This window comes from Caulobacter sp. BE254 (genome assembly GCF_031457295.1).
Classification (GTDB): domain Bacteria; phylum Pseudomonadota; class Alphaproteobacteria; order Caulobacterales; family Caulobacteraceae; genus Caulobacter.
Genome location: NZ_JAVDWJ010000008.1, coordinates 53627 through 70299, shown reverse-complemented (window position 1 = coordinate 70299; position 16673 = coordinate 53627). Strand labels below are relative to the sequence as shown.

12 protein-coding genes and 2 pseudogenes are annotated in these 16673 nt (G+C 70.0%); 8 read left to right on the top strand and 6 right to left on the bottom strand.

Annotated features, from left to right (window positions below; genetic code table 11):
* Positions 1-252: 252 nt before the first annotated feature.
* The 4 genes from rlmN to J2X41_RS15545 all read left to right on the top strand — a co-directional run bounded on the left by rlmN (position 253) and on the right by J2X41_RS15545 (position 3932).
* Complete coding sequence (rlmN, locus tag J2X41_RS15560) at positions 253-1455, top strand: 23S rRNA (adenine(2503)-C(2))-methyltransferase RlmN (RefSeq protein WP_310082929.1); 1203 nt, start codon at positions 253-255, stop codon at positions 1453-1455.
* Between the two features lie 156 nt (positions 1456-1611).
* Positions 1612-2574, top strand: coding sequence for an alpha/beta hydrolase (locus J2X41_RS15555; RefSeq protein ID WP_310082928.1), 963 nt, complete (start codon positions 1612-1614; stop codon positions 2572-2574).
* Positions 2575-2640: 66 nt separating this feature from the next.
* Positions 2641-3069 (top strand): DUF350 domain-containing protein, encoded by a 429-nt coding sequence (locus tag J2X41_RS15550; protein WP_310082927.1) that lies wholly within the window; start codon positions 2641-2643, stop codon positions 3067-3069.
* A gap of 23 nt (positions 3070-3092) precedes the next feature.
* Positions 3093-3932, top strand: coding sequence for a serine protease (locus J2X41_RS15545; RefSeq protein ID WP_310082926.1), 840 nt, complete (start codon positions 3093-3095; stop codon positions 3930-3932).
* 23 nt (positions 3933-3955) lie between these two features.
* On the opposite strand, the gene J2X41_RS15540 is transcribed toward J2X41_RS15545, so the two are convergent.
* Together J2X41_RS15540 and J2X41_RS15535 are read right to left on the bottom strand one after the other, a co-directional pair.
* Positions 3956-5674 carry an AmpG family muropeptide MFS transporter gene (locus J2X41_RS15540; RefSeq protein WP_310082924.1) on the bottom strand — a complete coding sequence of 573 codons (1719 nt, stop codon included), beginning with the start codon at positions 5672-5674 and terminating at the stop codon, positions 3956-3958.
* A gap of 34 nt (positions 5675-5708) precedes the next feature.
* The gene (locus J2X41_RS15535; RefSeq protein WP_310082923.1) at positions 5709-7295 is read right to left on the bottom strand and encodes a response regulator; all 1587 of its coding nucleotides are present in this window, start codon (positions 7293-7295) and stop codon (positions 5709-5711) included.
* Positions 7296-7592: 297 nt separating this feature from the next.
* Between J2X41_RS15535 and J2X41_RS25325 the strand changes: the two are divergent.
* The 3 genes and pseudogenes from J2X41_RS25325 to J2X41_RS15530 form a co-directional block, all read left to right on the top strand.
* Positions 7593-7684: pseudogene (locus tag J2X41_RS25325) on the top strand (hypothetical protein); the annotation flags it as partial.
* 203 nt (positions 7685-7887) lie between these two features.
* A pseudogene (locus J2X41_RS25320) lies at positions 7888-7961 on the top strand (hypothetical protein); the annotation flags it as partial.
* Between the two features lie 782 nt (positions 7962-8743).
* The gene (locus tag J2X41_RS15530) at positions 8744-13084 is read left to right on the top strand and encodes an Ig-like domain-containing protein (RefSeq protein WP_310082922.1); all 4341 of its coding nucleotides are present in this window, start codon (positions 8744-8746) and stop codon (positions 13082-13084) included.
* Between the two features lie 30 nt (positions 13085-13114).
* Here J2X41_RS15530 and J2X41_RS15525 read toward each other — a convergent pair whose 3' ends face one another.
* The 4 genes from J2X41_RS15525 to J2X41_RS15510 all read right to left on the bottom strand — a co-directional run bounded on the left by J2X41_RS15525 (position 13115) and on the right by J2X41_RS15510 (position 16100).
* Positions 13115-13354, bottom strand: a complete 240-nt coding sequence (locus J2X41_RS15525; protein ID WP_310082921.1) for a DUF6894 family protein — start codon at positions 13352-13354, stop codon at positions 13115-13117.
* 144 nt (positions 13355-13498) lie between these two features.
* Positions 13499-14467, bottom strand: a complete 969-nt coding sequence (locus J2X41_RS15520; RefSeq protein ID WP_310082920.1) for a cation diffusion facilitator family transporter — start codon at positions 14465-14467, stop codon at positions 13499-13501.
* Between the two features lie 34 nt (positions 14468-14501).
* Positions 14502-15812, bottom strand: coding sequence for a PQQ-dependent sugar dehydrogenase (locus J2X41_RS15515; protein WP_310082918.1), 1311 nt, complete (start codon positions 15810-15812; stop codon positions 14502-14504).
* 87 nt (positions 15813-15899) lie between these two features.
* Positions 15900-16100 carry a KTSC domain-containing protein gene (locus J2X41_RS15510; protein WP_028038824.1) on the bottom strand — a complete coding sequence of 67 codons (201 nt, stop codon included), beginning with the start codon at positions 16098-16100 and terminating at the stop codon, positions 15900-15902.
* Between the two features lie 164 nt (positions 16101-16264).
* On the opposite strand from J2X41_RS15510, the gene J2X41_RS15505 reads away from it, so the two are divergent.
* A complete protein-coding gene (locus tag J2X41_RS15505; RefSeq protein WP_310082917.1) occupies positions 16265-16669 on the top strand; it encodes an MAPEG family protein in 405 nt (134 codons plus the stop codon).
* Positions 16670-16673: the final 4 nt, after the last annotated feature.

The following is a 16673-nucleotide window of genomic DNA, read 5'->3' as shown; positions in this document are numbered from 1 at the left end:
CTTCGGTCGGCGCCGTTCAGATCCGTTTCAAGCGGCCGCCGGGGGCCACCGCCGCGCAGGCGGCCAGCAAGCGGAACTTCATGCCGCCCCCTCCGGGCCTGGCGATCCCCAAGGATCGAAGGGCGCATGGAATGAGGCGCCGGCCCGGGCGTCGTGCGTCTGGGGCCGCGACGCCCCGTCCTTTTGGAAAAAGCCGCGGGAGCTGCTATATCCTCGCCTCGACCCCGAAATGTCTTGCCCCTGGACCGCCCCTTGAGCGTCACCCTAGACCTGTCCCGCGTCACGCCCGCCGTCGACGCTCCCAAGCCGCTGATCAACCTATCGGGCCTGACCCGGCCGCAGATGGTCGCCGCCCTGACCGAGAGCGGCGTGGTCGAGCACGGTAAGGCCAAGATGCGCGCCACCCAGATCTTCCGCTGGGTGCATCACCGCGGGATCACCGACTTCGCCCAGATGAGCGACGTGGCCAAGGAGACCCGGGCGCGCCTGGCCGAGCACTTCACGATCGCCCGCCCCGAGGTGGTCGAGCGCCAGGTGTCCAAGGACGGCACCCGCAAGTGGCTGATCCGCATGGCCCCGGGCATCGAGGTCGAGACCGTCTACATCCCGTCGGTCGGCCGGGTCGGCGCCCTGTGCGTCTCCAGCCAGGTGGGCTGCACCCTGAACTGCAGCTTCTGCCACACCGGCACCCAGGCCTTGGTCCGCAATCTGACCGCCGCCGAGATCGTCGCCCAGGTGCAGATCGCCAAGGACGACCTGGGCGAATGGCCGTCCGACAAGGAAGACCGCCTGCTGAGCAACATCGTGTTCATGGGCATGGGCGAGCCGCTCTACAACCTGGGCCAGGTGGCCGACGCCATCGAGATCATCAGCGACAACGAGGGCATCACCATCTCGCGGCGCCGGATCACGGTCTCGACCTCCGGCGTGGTCCCGCAACTGGAGGCCCTGGGCGAGAAAACCCAGGCCATGCTGGCCATCAGCCTGCACGCCACCAACGACGCCCTGCGCGATCAACTGGTGCCGCTGAACAAGAAATATCCGCTGGACCAGCTGATGGCCGGCATTCGCGCCTATCCGGGTCTCAGCAACGCCCGCCGGGTGACGTTCGAATACGTGATGCTGAAGGGCGTCAATGACAGCCCCGACGAAGCCCGGGCCCTGGTCAAGCTGATCAAGGGCATTCCGGCCAAGGTCAACCTGATCCCGTTCAACCCCTGGCCGGGAACCGACTATCAGTGCTCGGACTGGGCGGCGATCGAGGCCTTCGCCGCGATCCTCAACAAGGCCGGCTACTCCTCGCCGATCCGCACCCCGCGGGGTCGCGACATTCTGGCCGCCTGCGGCCAGCTGAAGAGCGAGAGCGAGAAGGTCCGCGCCTCGGCGATGCGCAAGCTGTCGATGGCCGCCATGGCTGGCGTGCTGGACGACGACGAGGACGAAGCGGCGGCCTGACGCCGAAGCCGGTCGGCTTCGGCCGATGGCGGACCCGCACCTCCGATCCGAGGCGCTAAAGCCATGAACGGATTTCATGGCTGCGCCGAGAATTGATCCATTGTGACCCGTCGTCCGACGCCTCTCAATCCATGGAGGCAACGGACGGGGACGACGATGAAAGAGATCATGGGGCTGGTCGCGACGGCGTTCCTGGCGATCGGCGGGGCGTCCGCCCACGCGGCCGAGCCGGCAGTGGTTTCCCGGACAGAGCCCTGGCGTCCGACCGGGGGGCTGTCGCAGATTCCGCTCTGGCCGTCGGACCTGGCCATCGCGCGTCCCGAACTCACTGGCCCGGAGACCGCGCGTGTCGGCGGGGGTATCGCCGGACGTCCGGTGACGATGATCGAGAACGTCGAGCGCCCGACGATGACGGTCTATCCGGCCAAGGGCTCCAATACCGGGGCGGCGGTCCTGGTCTTCCCCGGCGGCGGCTACCGCGCGCTGGCCATCGACCTGGAAGGCAGCGAGGTCTGCGACTGGCTCACGCCCAAGGGCATCACCTGCGTCGTGCTCAAATACCGCGTCCCGGGATCGGGGCACTATTGGAACACGGCCTGCAAATGCCACAAGATCCCGAAGGTCCCGATGGCGCTGCAGGACGCCCAGCGGGCGATGACGATCCTGCGTCACCGTGCCACCGAATGGGGTGTCGATCGGCGAAAGATCGGCGTACTGGGCTTCTCCGCGGGCGGGCATCTGGTCGCCGCGGTCACCAACGCCGACGCCTTGAGCTACGCGCCGGTCGACGCCTCGGACCAGGAGAGCAGCCGCCCGGATTTCGGCGTCGCCCTCTATCCCGGCCACCTCTGGTCGGGGACGGCGATGGACCTCCATCCGTTCAACAGGATCAGCGCCCATACGCCGCCGACCTTCATCGTCCAGGCCCAGGACGACCCCGTCGACGACGTGCGTAATTCGATCGCCTATTTCCTGGCGCTGCGGGCGGCCGGCGCGCCGGTCGAGATGCACATCTACGCTCATGGCGGCCACGCCTTCGCCCTGCGGCCGACCGCGCAGCCCATCACCCGTTGGCCAGCCCTGGTCGAGACCTGGCTGCGCACCATCGGCATCCTCTAGCCCCTACGCACGGCGCTCGGTCCCGTGCTAGCAATGCGTCCCTCAAGTTCGGGGATTACCGTCTTCATGCCGTCTCAGCTCCAGTCGCCCGAGATCCAGGCCTTCGCCAGCGGTCTGCCGCTGACCCTGATGCACGCCGCCATCACCCTGGCGATGCTGGTGGTGGGCACGGCGCTGTACGCCCTGCTGACCCCGCACCGGGAGATCAAGCTGATCCGCGAGGGCAATGCCGCCGCCGCCCTGTCGCTGGGCGGGGTGATGGTCGGCCTGGCCATTCCGCTGGCCACCTCGCTGCGGGCCTCGGTGTCGCCGCTGGAGATCGTGCTGTGGGGCGTCTCGACGATCGCCGTGCAGCTGCTGGTCTTCCGCGTCACCGACATGCTGCTCAAGGGCCTGCCCGAGCGGATCAACGAGGGCGAGGTCGCCGCCGCCGCCCTGCTGGTCGGGGCCAAGCTCGCCACCGCCCTGATCCTGGCCGCCGCGGTCGCCGGCTGACGGCCAGGCGAGCGGGGCGCACCGTGAATTTTCCGAAGCTTCCGGACTGGCTGATCTACGGGGCGGTGGTGGCCGCCCTGCTGGTCGTGGCCGTCGGCCGGCAGGAGCGCTCCGACGCCCCGCCGCCGCCGCCGCCGGTCCCGGGCGGCGAGGGCCTGCCGCTGGGCCCGGCCTCGCCGTTCGATCCATCGGTCGTCGTCCAGGTGCCCGAAAAGGGCCAGCCAGGCAGCGGCACGGCCTTCTCGGTCGACGACGGCGGCTCGTGGCTGACCGCCCGGCACGTGGTCGACGGCTGCCGCGAGGCGGCGATCGTCGTGGCCGACGGCCGGGGCGTGGCCGCCCGCATCACGCTCGACCCCACTGGCGACGCCGCCATCCTGACCACCGTGGGCGGGGCCCCCGCCGTGCCGCTGCGGGGCATGGGCGAGCCGCCCCGCCGGGGCGAGCGGGCCTATCACCCGGGCTTCCCACAGGGCCATCCCGGCGAGGTCACCTCGCGCCTGCTGGGCCGCGAGAACCTGGTCATCCGGGGGCGGGGGGCGCGGGTCGAGCCGGTGCTGGTCTGGGCCGAGGTCGGCCGCACCGGCAATCTGAAGGGCACCCTGTCGGGCCTGTCGGGCGCCCCGGCCCTGGACAGCGCCGGCCGGGTGATCGGCGTGACGGTGGCGGAGTCGCCACGCCGGGGCCGGATCTACACGACGGCCCAGGAGACCGTCGACGACCTGCTCCGGCAGAGCCGTCGGCGACCGGCCAGCTTCGCCCTGGGCGAGGCGATCACCACCGAGAACTACGGCCGCGTCGCCGACGGCCTACGCCGCGACCTGCGCGTGGCCCAGGTGGTGTGCCTCAAGAGCGAGATCTGAGGCATCGCCGGGCGGATCCGGGTTCAGGCCGTCGCCTTCTCCACCTCCGCGGCCGCCTTGGCGGCCATATGTCTCGGCTGGCGCACCGCCACCAGGAACGACAGGGCGATGGCCACGACGCCGATCAGCGCCGTGTAGATGAAGAAGGCCGTGTAGCCGGCGGCCATGGCCGGGGCGCTGACCCCCAGCTTGGCGCCCGCCGCCGTGAAGCTCTCGGGCGGCAGGCGGGTGAACAGGGCCTTCAGCGCGCCGATCGGGCCGCCGCCCTCCGCCGCCAGGGCCGAGGCCTCGACGATCCGTCCCGACTGCGAGGCGATCAGCTTACCTGGCAGGGCGTACAGCGACGAGAACAGGGCGTACTGGGTGGCCGTGAAGCCCGCCGTGGTCAGGCTGGACATGTAGGCGATCAGGGCCGTGCCGGCGACGCCGCCGGCGATGTTGTCGATGCAGATCGAGGCGAACAGCATCGGCACGTCGTGGCCGCTCATCGCCAAGAGGGCGAACATCAGGTTGCTGATCGGCTGGGCGAAGGCGCCGACGATCAGGGCCCGCATCAGGCCGAACCGGGCCACGACCACCCCGCCCAGGAACACCCCGGCCATCGAGGCGATGATGCCGAACACCTTCCGGATCTCGGCGATCTCGGTCAGGGAAAAGCCCATGTCGCGGTAGAACGGGTTCATGATGTTGAGCACGAAGTCCGAGACCCGGTAGACGCAGATCGCCGCCAGGATCAGGCCGGCCACGCCCGAAAAGCGGGTCAGGAAGTCCTTGAGCGGCGCGTAGAGCGCGGTCGACAGATAGACGCCGGGCTTGGTCTTGACCTTGGGAATCGGCCAGGCGGCGACCACGATGACCGCCAGGCCCGCCAGCACCCCGGCCAGTTGCAGCCAGACTCCATTGGGCTTGGCCTTCCAGGCCTCGGCCAGGGCGTCGCCGCCGACGAGATTGGACAGCAGGCTGGCGTCGCCCGACAGGCCCGAGCCGACCAGCAGGGCCCCGGCCGCCAGGATCGCCAGCCGCGCCAGCCACTCCAGGACCTCCAGCGCCTTGGGCTGGTCGACCCCGTCGGTGTGGATCGGCCGGATCGCGTGGGCCTGCTCGCGCGGGGCCAGCAGGGTCGAGACCACCCCGACCAACATGACCCCGGCCATGACCAGGTAGGAGATGTTCCAGCCGAACCGCTCGGCCAGCAGCAGCGGCACGGCGCCGGCCATGATCATCGCGCCGCGATAGCCCCACTGCACGGCCACGGCCATCTGGCCCTGGCGATCGGTGTCGACCACCTCGATCCGCCAGGCGTCGATGACGATGTCCTGGGTGGCGGTGGCGAAGCCGACGATCACCGCGATGGCGGCCATCAGCGGCAGGTTCGCGGCGGGATTGACGCCGGAAATGGCCAGCAGGCCCAGGATGATCACCGCCTGGCAGACCAGCATCCAGGCTCGGCGGTGGCCGACCAGGCCGTGCAGGACCGGCACCTTGGTGCGGTCGATCAGCGGGGCCCACAGGAACTTGAACGAGAACGACAGGGTCGCCAGGCTGAAGAAGCCGATCACCGCCAGCGACAGCCCTGCGTCTCGCAGCCACAGCGACAGGGTGTCGAAGATCAGCATGAAGGGCAGGCCCGAGGCGAAGCCCAGGCCCAGCATCACCAGACTGCGGCGTTCGCCGAAGAAGGCCAGGGTCTGGAGGAGGGTCTTCTTCGGCGGCGCGGTCTTGGCCTGCGTTTCGTCGGTCATGCGGCGTCGCCCCTTCGGGGGAAACGCCCCCGCATCAGCCGGCGACCTTGGCGCGCGTCGCGGCTTTCGTCCAGCCGAGGCCGCTCCGTCCAAGATGGGCCCAGTTGGTCAGCACGCCGCGCAGGGCCGAGGGGGTCAGGGGCTTGGCCAGGAAGTCGTTCATGCCGGCCGCCAGGCAGGCGCGGCGGTCCTCGTCGAAGGCGTCGGCGGTCAGGGCGACGATCGGCGTGGTCACGCCGCGCTCGCGCAGGGCCTTGGTCGCCTCGAGGCCGTTCAGGCCGGGCATGCGCAGGTCCATCAGGATCAGGTCGTAGAAGCCGCGCGACAGGGCCGAGACGGCCTCGTCGCCGCTGGCGATGCGATCCACCTTGCAGCCCTCGCGCTCCAGCAGGGCGCGGGCCAGCAGGGCGTTGATCGGATTGTCCTCGGCCAGCAGCACGCGGACGCCCGGGGCCGCGGCCGGGGCGATGCGGTCGTCCTCGTGGGCGGTCGAAGCGGTGGTCTCGACGACCTGGATCTTGGTGGCGGCCATTTTCGCCGGGGTTTGGGCCGCCAGCACCTGGGCGATCAGCGAGGCCCGGCGCAGCGGCTTGATCAGGTAGCCCAGGCCGGCGGCCTTCAGCTTGGGGATGCGGTCGCGCTGGTCGGGGGTCAGCAGGGCCACGCAGGCCCGGCCGGCCGGCGCCTTCAGCGCGCCGCGCGGACCGGCCCCCTTTGTGTTTATGGGCGCGGCGTCGAGCAGCAGGACGGCGTCGGCCGGAGCGCCCTTCAGGGCGACGGCGACGGTCTCGCCAGACAGGGCCTGGCCGCCGCTGGCCCGGACCTGGCGGATGGCGGCCTCGCGGACCATGGCGTTGGGCGAGGCGATGGCGACTGTGCGACCGGTCAGCGGCAGGTCGGCCGGCGCGGGCGCGGTGGACGCGACCTCGAACGAGGCCTCGAACCAGAAGTCGGCGCCCTGGCCCAGCTCGCCGCCGACCCCGGCCTCGCCGTTCATGGCGCCGGCCAGGCGGGCGACGATGGCCAGGCCCAGCCCCGCCCCGCCCAGCTGGGCCTGGTGCGAGGGATCGGTCTGGACAAAGGCCTCGAAGATCGCTGCGCGGGCCTGGGGGGCCACGCCCGGCCCGGTGTCGCGGACGCTGAACCGCAGGCGGCCGTCGGCGACCCGCTCGGCGCTCAGCAGCACGCCGCCGGTCTCGGTGAACTTGATGGCGTTGCCGGCGTAGTTCAGCAGCACCTGCCGCAGGCGGCCCTCGTCGGCCAGGATCGTCGGCAGGCCGGGGGCGGCGGCCCAGGCGATCTCGATGGTCTTTTCGTGGGCGCGGGGGCTGAGCAGCTCGGCCACCTGGCGCAGCAGGTTCTCGACGTCGACCGGGGCGGCGTGCAGCTCGATCGCCGTGGCGCCCAGGCGGGCGAAGTCCAGCACGTCGTTGACCAGCGACAGCAGGTGGTCGCCGCTTTCGCGCAGGGCGCCGACATAGGCCCGCTGTTCGGCGGTCAGCCGCGTGCCTTCCAGCAGCCGCGCCATGCCCAGCACGCCGTTCAGCGGGGTGCGGAACTCGTGGCTGAGGGTCGCCAGCTGTTCGGGGGTGACCCCGGCGGAGGAAGGACGGTTGCTCATGGCGGGAGACTGTAGCGCTGGCGGCTTAACGACGGGTGTTCGTGAAGGGGGCGGGGACATGCCGGGATCCTTGGTGCGGTGCTCATTTGCCCCCCGGACCGCTTTTCGACGCTCCTCCCCCTGTGGGGGAGGCGATCGCGCAGCGATCGGTGGGGGGAGTTTTGAGGTCGTCGATCCGGATTGTGGCCATCGGCCGATCACCCCCCCCCTCCGTCGCCCTTTGGGCGACACCTCCCCCACAGGGGGAGGATCTGACTGGCGCGGCTTCGCCGCCTCACGCGGCTAGCCGCTGAGCTGATGGAAAGGGACGCGGAGCGCCGGACATCGTCCGGAGTGTTTTGACTATTACCGTTTCGACGAAGCCGATCGCTCCGCGCGCTCGTTATCCGGAAGCCCGCGGCGCTGAGCCCTGTTCGAACCTCGCCGCCTTGAAGCCTCCGACGGGCGGGCCAGGTCAACGAACCCCGGTCCCGGACCGCGAGCGCGTCACCGCCCGCCTGTTGCTCCGCCAGCCCTCGCGCCACGTCGTTTTTGTGTTCCAGGCCCGACCGGCTCCAGAGACGCGAGGTTTGGTCCATAAGGACCGCCGACGGAGCTTCCCGCTCGATCGCCCCCCGCCGCCGCATCGGTCGCTGGCCATGCGCCCTTTCCCTGCGTCGAGGTGGGATCAGGATACGGGGGTCTGGAAGGGTGGGGACCAAATCGGGTCGAGAAAGTTCAGGGTGTTGAAATCGCGAGGCTTTGTTCGCTGAACGCTGAGCGCAAGCCGGGGACGTGCTCTCACGGCAAGGCCTCGCGGATCGATTCACGGCCTCTGGGTGAGTGCATGTCCCCAACGCCATCCACGGCGTCATGGGACTTCAACACCAAACTCAGCGGGTCCGTTGGGGACACGCACCCACAACCAACGTCCTGCAAATCGGCCGGCGCCTTGCCGTGAGTGCGCGTCCCCGGTTCCGCGTCACGGGCGATCGCCCCGGCGCCGATCCATCGGGCGTCGCCCATTCATGAACAAGTAAGTAAGAATTTCTTTCAGACGTGACGCGAGCCGCAACCCGTTGCAATCTTCGCGGTGGGTTTCGAGGCCTCGGGAAGGCCGCGGCGAGTTGTCGCTCCACCCGACGTACCGAAGATATTCGAAATGGTCGTGCTTCCGGCGAGCTTCAGATCAATCTGGATCTGGAAGACTATCGTCATGACGTATGCGGAGTGAGCAAATAACGTCGCGAACTATCTCTCTGCTCTAAGTCCACGAAAGCAATTCGCTCAAGCCGAACAATGATCTCTCGATTGCGAAGTGCTGAAAACTTCGACATCGTCCTGTCATCGAGCGCTTCTAGGCTGGATCGAGATCGCGGGCTTGCTGAAAGCGTCTAGAACAATCGGCTCACCCAGACTCGGACCTCAGCGGCGACCGCCCAGAACAAGACCCCCTTCGGAGGAAACCCATGACCACCCTGACCGCGGGCGATCTCGCCCTGATCGGCTACAGCGCCGACACCGCCGGCAAGTCGTTCTCGTTCGTGCTGCTGCAGGCGGTCGAGGCCGGCACGATCATCAGCTTCACCGACAACGGCTGGCTGGCGGCGGGCGGGTTCCGGGCCGGCGAGGGCGTCTACACCTATACGGCCGGGGCCGGCGGCGCGGCGGCGGGCACGGTGATCACGGTCACGGGCCTGACCGGTTCGCTGAACCCCTCGACCTCGGGCGACCAGATCATCGCCTACCAGGGCTCGGGCCCGTCGGCGACGCCGTTGTTCGCCCTGGACTTCGCCGACGGCAACACGACCTATGCCGGCGACGCGACCAATTCCAACACCTCGGCCGTCCCGACCGGCCTGGCGACGGGCAGCACGGCCCTGGCCTTCGGGGCCGACAACGGCGCCTATGTCGGCGCGACCACAGGGACCAAGGCCGAGATCCTGTCGGCCATCGGCAATTCGGCCAACTGGACGCTCGATGACGGCGTCCCGGTTCCCTACAAGACCGGCTTCACGGTCACCGACGGCGGCGTGCCCAGCGCCAACGTCTCGATCAGCGACGTCACCCTGGCCGAGGGCGAACCCGGCGACCAGGTGATGACCTTCACGGTCACCCGCACAGACATCACCGGCGCCTTCACGGTCGACTTCGCCACCCACGACGGCTCGGCCCAGGCTGGGACCGACTACGCCGAGACCCATGGGACTCTGACCTTCGCGGCCGGCGGCCCGGCCAGCCAGACCGTGTCGGTGACGATCCACGGCGACGTGATGGCCGAGCCGAACGAGACCTTCACGGTCAATCTTTCCAACCTGGTGGTCACCAGCGGCGCGGCGGCCCTGGTCGACGCGGTCGGCCAGGCCACCATCCTCAACGACGACTTCGCCCCGGTGTCGATCTACGACATCCAGGGCACGGGCCACGTCTCGGCCTATGACGGCCAGATGGTCGCGACCCGGGGTATTGTGACGGCCATCGACACCACCGGCTCGCGCGGCTTCTGGATGCAGGACGCCTTGGGCGGCGACGGGAACGACGCCACTTCGGACGCCATCTTCGTGTTCACCAACGCCATCCCCACGGTCCATGTCGGTGACTGGGCGCATGTGACGGGCACGGTCGACGAATATAACGGCGGCGTCGCCAGCAACCTGTCGATCACCGAGATCGTCGCCCAGACCGTCGACGTGATCGGGACGGGGGCGGTCGTCGCCGCCACCGTGCTGGGCGCGGGCGGCCGCGCCATCCCCAGCACGGTGATCGACGACGACCATCTGGGAAGCTTCGATCCGACCACGGACGGCGTCGACTTCTACGAGTCGATCGAGGGCATGCTGGTCACCGTCCACAACGCCCAGGCGACCGGTTCGACCTACCAGGGCCAGACCTGGGTGGTGGCCGACAACGGCGCGGACGCCACGGGCCTCAACAGTCGCGGCGGCGTCACCGTCTCGGACGGCGACAACAATCCCGAGCGGATCCTGATCTATGCCGACAGCGGCGTGAACCCGGGCTTCTCGGCCGGCTACGTGCTGGGCGACCACCTGGGCGACGTCACCGGCGTGGTCAGCTATTTCGGCGGCGAGTACGAGGTGCTGGCGACCTCGGTCCAGAACACCACCAGCAACGGTCCCGTGCCGCTGGAGACCACCAGCCTGGCCGGCGACGCCAGCCACCTGGCGATCGGCGCCTACAACCTGGAAAACATCTCGCCGCTGGACCCGGACGCCAAGTTCGCCGCCCTGGCCGCCGACATCGCCCATAACCTGGGCGCGCCCGACATCCTGGGCGTCGAGGAGATCCAGGACTCCGACGGGATCGGGACCGGTTCGGACCTCAGCGGCGCGGCGACCCTGAACAAGCTGGTGGCCGCCATCGAGGCGGCCGGCGGCCCGCACTACAGCTGGGTCGAGGTCGCTCCGACCTCGCCCAACAGCACCGGCGGCCAGAGCAACGGCAACATCCGCAGCGCCTTCCTCTATCGCGAGGACCGGGTGGACTATGTCGAGGGCTCGGCCCGGCTGATCCAGGACACCACCGGCACGACCGACGCCTTCCACAACAGCCGCAACCCGCTGGCCGCCGAGTTCGTGTTCCACGGCGAGACGGTCACCGCCATCGACGTGCACAACTATTCGCGCGGCGGCAGCGACCCGCTGTTCGGCGCCAACCAGCCGGCGGTCACCAACGGCGACGACCGCCGGGTCGACCAGACCACGGCCGTGCGCGACTACGTCCAGGGCCTGCTGGCCGCCGACCCGGACGCCCATGTCGCGGTGATGGGTGACTTCAACGGCTATTATTACGAGCAGACCCTGACCCTGCTGGAGGCCAATGGCGACCTCTACAACCTGGCCCGGACCCTGACCCCCGAGGAGCGCTACTCCTACATCTTCGAAGGCAACGCCCAGCAGATCGACAACCTGCTGGTCTCGCAAAGCCTGAAGGACGGGGCGGTGTTCGACAACGTCCACCTCAACACCGGCCAGGCGGCGATCGACCAGCCCACCGACCACGACGCGATCCTGGCGCTGCTGTCGATCAACACCGCCCCGGTGGCGACGCTGGACGGCGTGTTCACGGTCGACGAGGACATGGTCCTGACCGTCGACGCGGCGCACGGCGTGCTGGCCAACGACAGCGACGCCAACAGCGACGCCCTGAGCGCCGTGCTCGGCCAGGGCCCGACCTACGGCACGCTGGTGCTCAACGCCGACGGCTCGTTCGTCTATACTGCCAACGCCGACTACAACGGCGGCGACAGCTTCACCTACACCGCGCACGACGCGTTCGGCGGGGTGTCGGGCGTGGTGACGGTCCAGCTGGGCGTCGCGGCGGTCAACGACGCCCCGGTCGGGACGGCCGACGCGGCCAGCGCCGCCGAGGACGCCTCGATCCTGGTCGACGTACTGGCCAACGACCATGACATCGACCTGGACGGCCTGGTCATCGCGGCCCTGTCGGGCGCCAAGTCGGCCCTGGGCGCCTCGATCAGCCTCGAGAACGGCCAGGTCCGCTACGTGGCCGACGCCGACGCCTTCGACCAGCTGGCCGCCGGCCAGTCGGTGGTCGACAGCTTCACCTACACCGCCTCGGACGGCCACGGCGGCTTCACCGCCCCGATCACCGTCAGCGTCACGGTGGGCGAGGCCGGCGACAACCGCGTCCTGTCGGGCGGGCTGTGGCAGGTCAACAGCTTCACCGACGCGGCCGGCAAGGACACCACCTATACCGGCGGACTGCTCAAGGACGTGATCGACGGCGGAGACGGCGCCGACACCCTGAGGGGGCTGGCCGGCTACGACACGCTGATCGGCGGGGCCGGGGCCGACTTCCTCGACGGCGGCCTGGACGGCGACTACCAGCGCGGCGGCGCGGGCGCCGACCGGATCGTCTATGACGCGGCCGACTACGTGATCGACGGCGGGGCGGACCGCGACACCCTGATCCTGAACGTCGGCGCCACCGTCAACCTGGCCAACATGTCGACCAGCCAGGTGGCGGGCGGCGCCTATGTCGCGGGCTTCGAGGACGTCGACGCCTCGGCCGCGACGGCGGGAGTCGTCCTGACGGGCTCGGCCTACAACAACAGCCTGGTCGGCGGGGCGCTCGCGGACGTGCTGGTCGGCGGGGCGGGCTTCGACACCCTGGCCGGCGGGGCGGGGGACGACGTCCTCGACGGCGGGGCCGACGGCGACCAGCAGCGCGGCGGCGAGGGCGACGACCGGATCGTCTACGACGCGGCCGACTACGTGATCGACGGCGGCGCGGGCCGTGACACCCTGGTCCTGAAGGTCGGGGCGGTCGTCAACCTGGCCAATCTCTCCGGCAGCCAGATCGCCGGGGCGACCTATGTCTCCAGCTTCGAGAACGTCGACGCCTCCGGCGCGAGCGCGGGCGTCACCCTGACCGGCTCGCAGTTCGCCAACAGCCTGATCGGCGGGGCGGGCGCGGACACGATCACCGGCGGCGGCGGGGCGGACCTGCTGGCCGGCGGCCTTGGGGCGGACACCTTCGTGTTCGCCGCGAGCTCGGACTCCGCGCCGACCGGGCGGGACGTCATCCTCGACTTCGGGGCGGGCGACCGGATCGACCTGTCGGGGATCGACGCCAACACCGGCCTGGCCGGCGACCAGGGCTTCACCCTGAACAACCAGACCGGCCATGCCGGCGACATGGCGATGTTCTACGACGCCCAGGGCGACCGCACGGTGGTGCTGCTCTATACCGACAACAGCGGCCAGGCCTCGTCGATCTTCGAGCTGGCCGGCAATCACGGCCTGACGACGTCGGACTTCATCCTCTGACCAGCCGCGCGCCCTGACCGGGACGGGGCTTCAGTGCACCGTCCCGGTCGGGGCGTTGGCCTCGACGGCGACCGTGGCCAGCACCGCGCGGCGCTCGTCCAGCACCTCGACCAGCAAGGACCCGTCGTGGGCGAACTCGTCGGCGTTGTCGCGCAGCCACTCGCCGGCGATCCGCGCCGCCTCGACCTTGGCCGAGTCGAGATCGTCGAACACCTCGCCCTCGTCGTCGGTCAGGACATGGCCGTCGCTGAGCTGGAAGAAATACCGCACCGCCTCACACCTTGTCGCGACGCGACCTCAGGGCCCGCTCGACGGCGTCGGCCCGCGCGCGGCCCTGCAGATTGTCGGCCATGACATCCTCCTTTGCCAAAAGGAATCCGCTTGGCGGGCCGACAGTTCCAAGATCCGTTCGCTTCACCGGGAAGACGGACCTTCATTGGGCTCCAACGGCCGCGCATAGGCCGCCCGGGCCCGGCCCGAGCGGACGAACACCCGGGTGATCCGCGGGTCGATGGCCCGGATCCTGGTGGCGAAGTCGTCGGCGGCGTCCTCGATCTCGCCGGCGGTCAGGGCGTCGTGGAAGTCGAGCGTCACCCCCAGCAGGATCTCGCTGGGGCCCAGGTGCATGCTCAGCACCTCGGCCACGGTGTCGATGCGCGGATCGGCGGCCAGCATGTCGCGCACCGCCTCGACGATGCGCGGCGAGGCCGACTCGCCGGTCAGCAGGCTGCGGGTCTCGTTGGCCAGGAAGATCGCCACCCCCACCAGCAACGCGCCGATGGCCACCGAGGCCGCGCCGTCGGCCCAGGCGATCCCCAGCAGCGCCGAGCCCGCCACGCCCAGCGCCGCGATCGCCAGGCCGGCCAGGGCCGCGCCGTCCTCCAGCAGCACCGCGAAGATCGACGGGTCCTTGCTGCGGCGGATGGCGCGGAAGAACGGCGTGCCCTTGCGGACGACCTTGAACGCTTTCCAGGCCACCAGGAACGAGCCGCCCTCGAACAGCACGGCCAGGCCGATGACCAGGAAGTTGATCCAGGCGCGCTCGATCGGTTCGGGTCGGGCGATCTTCAGCAGGCCCTCATAGATCGAGAAGGCGCCGCCCAGGGCGAAGATCAGCAGGGCCACGACGAAGGCCCAGAAATAGACCTCCATGCCGTAGCCGAACGGGTGGGTCTGGCTGGGCGGCTTGCGGGCCCGGGCCAGGCCCAGCAGCAGCAGGCCCTGGTTGCCGGTGTCGACGCTGGAATGGATGGCCTCGGTCAGCATGGCCGACGAGCCGGTCAGGGCGAAGGCGACGAACTTGGTGGCGGCTATGGCCAGGTTGCCGGCCAGGGCCGCGTAGACCACGGTGGTCGAGCTGTTGTGGGTTCCCGTCGCGGCCATGCGGGCCGAACGCGGCGGACTGGGCGGCCGTTCCTCAGGGGCGGTCGACGGCGAAGCGGATGATGCTGGCGTTCTTGTCGTCGGCGACCCAGATGGCGCCGTCGTCGGCGATGGTGATCCCGACAGGCGTTCCCTGCGGCCGCACGTCCTCGACCCGGCCCCAGCCGGGCGTCAGCACCTGGGCCTGGGCGGCGGGACCGGCCCCGAACGGCCGCGATCCGCTGGGATAGGTCGGATAGGTCGCCTTGGACCGCGTCAACGGAACGCCCTGGGCGTCGACCGGAAAGGCGACCAGGCGTCCGCCGGTCGAGCGATAGCCATGCCAGCTCATCAGCAGCTTGCCCTTGAGGCCGGGGAACATCGCGCCCTGGTACCAGGTCATGGCCAACGGGGCGACGTGGGGCGGCAGCAAGGCGACCGGCCGGGTGTGGGCGCTGGACGCGCAGTCCATCGCGCCGGCCCAGCCCGCGGTCGGCGTCGCCAGGTCCTGGCAATAGGGCCAGCCATAGTGCCGGCCCGCCTCGATGCGGTTGACCTCCTCGAACGGGCTCCAGCGGTCGTCGAAGTCGTAGCTGTTCTCGGCCTGCAGGACCGTTCCCGACGGGTGCACGGCCAGGGCCACCGAGTTGCGCAGGCCGCGGGCCAGCATCGTGAACGTCGGCTCCCAGCGACCCGGGGCGAGGCGGGCGTAGCGGCGGATCCCGGCCGTGGCCTCCTGGCCCTCCGACTGGTCGCAACGGTCGGTCCCGACCCGCGCGCCGTTGGCGTCCAGGCACTGGTCCGACGGCGCGCCGACATTGACCAGCAGGGCGCCGTCGGCGGCGAACACGAACTGGGACAGCGGGTGGCGGTTGTCGTGCAGCTTGTTGTCCGGCAGGCCGGTGATCACGTCCTGGACCGTGGCGGCGGGATCGGGCGCGCGCGGGTCGAAGCGGAAGATCCGGCTCATCTCGCCGACATAGGCCAGGCCGTCGGCGCCCATCGCCAGGCCGTGCGGCAGCGACAGGCCGGTCAGCAGGGGCTGCAGTTGCACGGGCTGGCCCGGGGCGGCGGTCAGCTTCCAGATCACGCCGCGCGGGCGGGTCCAGTCGGCGAGGTCGGCGACCAGCCAGGTCTGGCCGTCCAGCTGGACCAGGGTGCGGGGCAGGCGCAGCTGGCGGTCGGCGAAGGCCCCGGGGACCGGGCCGAGCACCAGGCCGGCGCACATCCCCGCCGCGGCCTCGATCGACAGCCGAGGCCAGCCGTCGCAGGTCCCCTCGACCTTGTAGCCGACGCGCGGCGCGGCTTGGGCGGCGAGCGGGCCCCCGCTCAAGCCCAAGACCAAGCCCAGGGCCAGGCCCAGCATCAAGGTAATCCTCGCCCGCATCATCTCGTCGCCCCCGTCCGATCAGGCGCTACGATCTAGCGTTGCAATGCGGCCGAGGAAAGGGCCTCAGACCCGATTGTAGGGATACCGGTCGCGGATCATTCGTTGGAAGAACCGGCCCTTCGACGGCGCCCGCTCGAAGGCCTCGGTCACCCGCGGCGGCACCCCGACATAGACGTATTCGTCGCCGTCGATGAAGGTGACGAACAGCTTGCCGTGCTCGGGCTCGTAGTCGATTCGCCGGATCGCCGTGGAGTCGACACGCATGGCTCAAGGTCTCCGCATGGGGGTCGTCTGACAGAAGAGCGCATGCCGCGTGGGGCGGTTCCCAGGCGATCGTCCGGCGCCCGTTTAGCGTGCAAACCGCCGCGAACTGAGGTGTAATCCCACCACAAGGCTCCGCTTCACGGGAGCCGGGGGAGAAAACGCACATGCAACCGCATTCCTGGGTCGCGATCGTCACGATCGCCGCGCTGCTGGTCTATGTCTGGATGGCCTTCCGCATCGGCGGGGCTCGCCGCAAGTGCGGCATCCACGCCCCGACCATGACCGGCGATCCCGTCCTGGAGCGCCACATCCGCGTGCAGGCCAACACCCTGGAGTGGCTGCCGCTGTTTCTGCCGTCGCTGTGGCTGTTCGCGATCTACTGGAGCGACCTGGTCGCCGCGGTCCTCGGCGTGGTCTGGATCGTCGGGCGCATCGTCTACGCCCTGGGCTACGTGGCCGATCCAGGCAAGCGCGAGGCCGGCTTCATCATCCAGGCCCTGGCGACGGCGGTCCTGCTGTTCGGCGCCCTGGGACGCGTCATCTGGGTGCTGGCCACGGTCGGAGCCTAGGGTC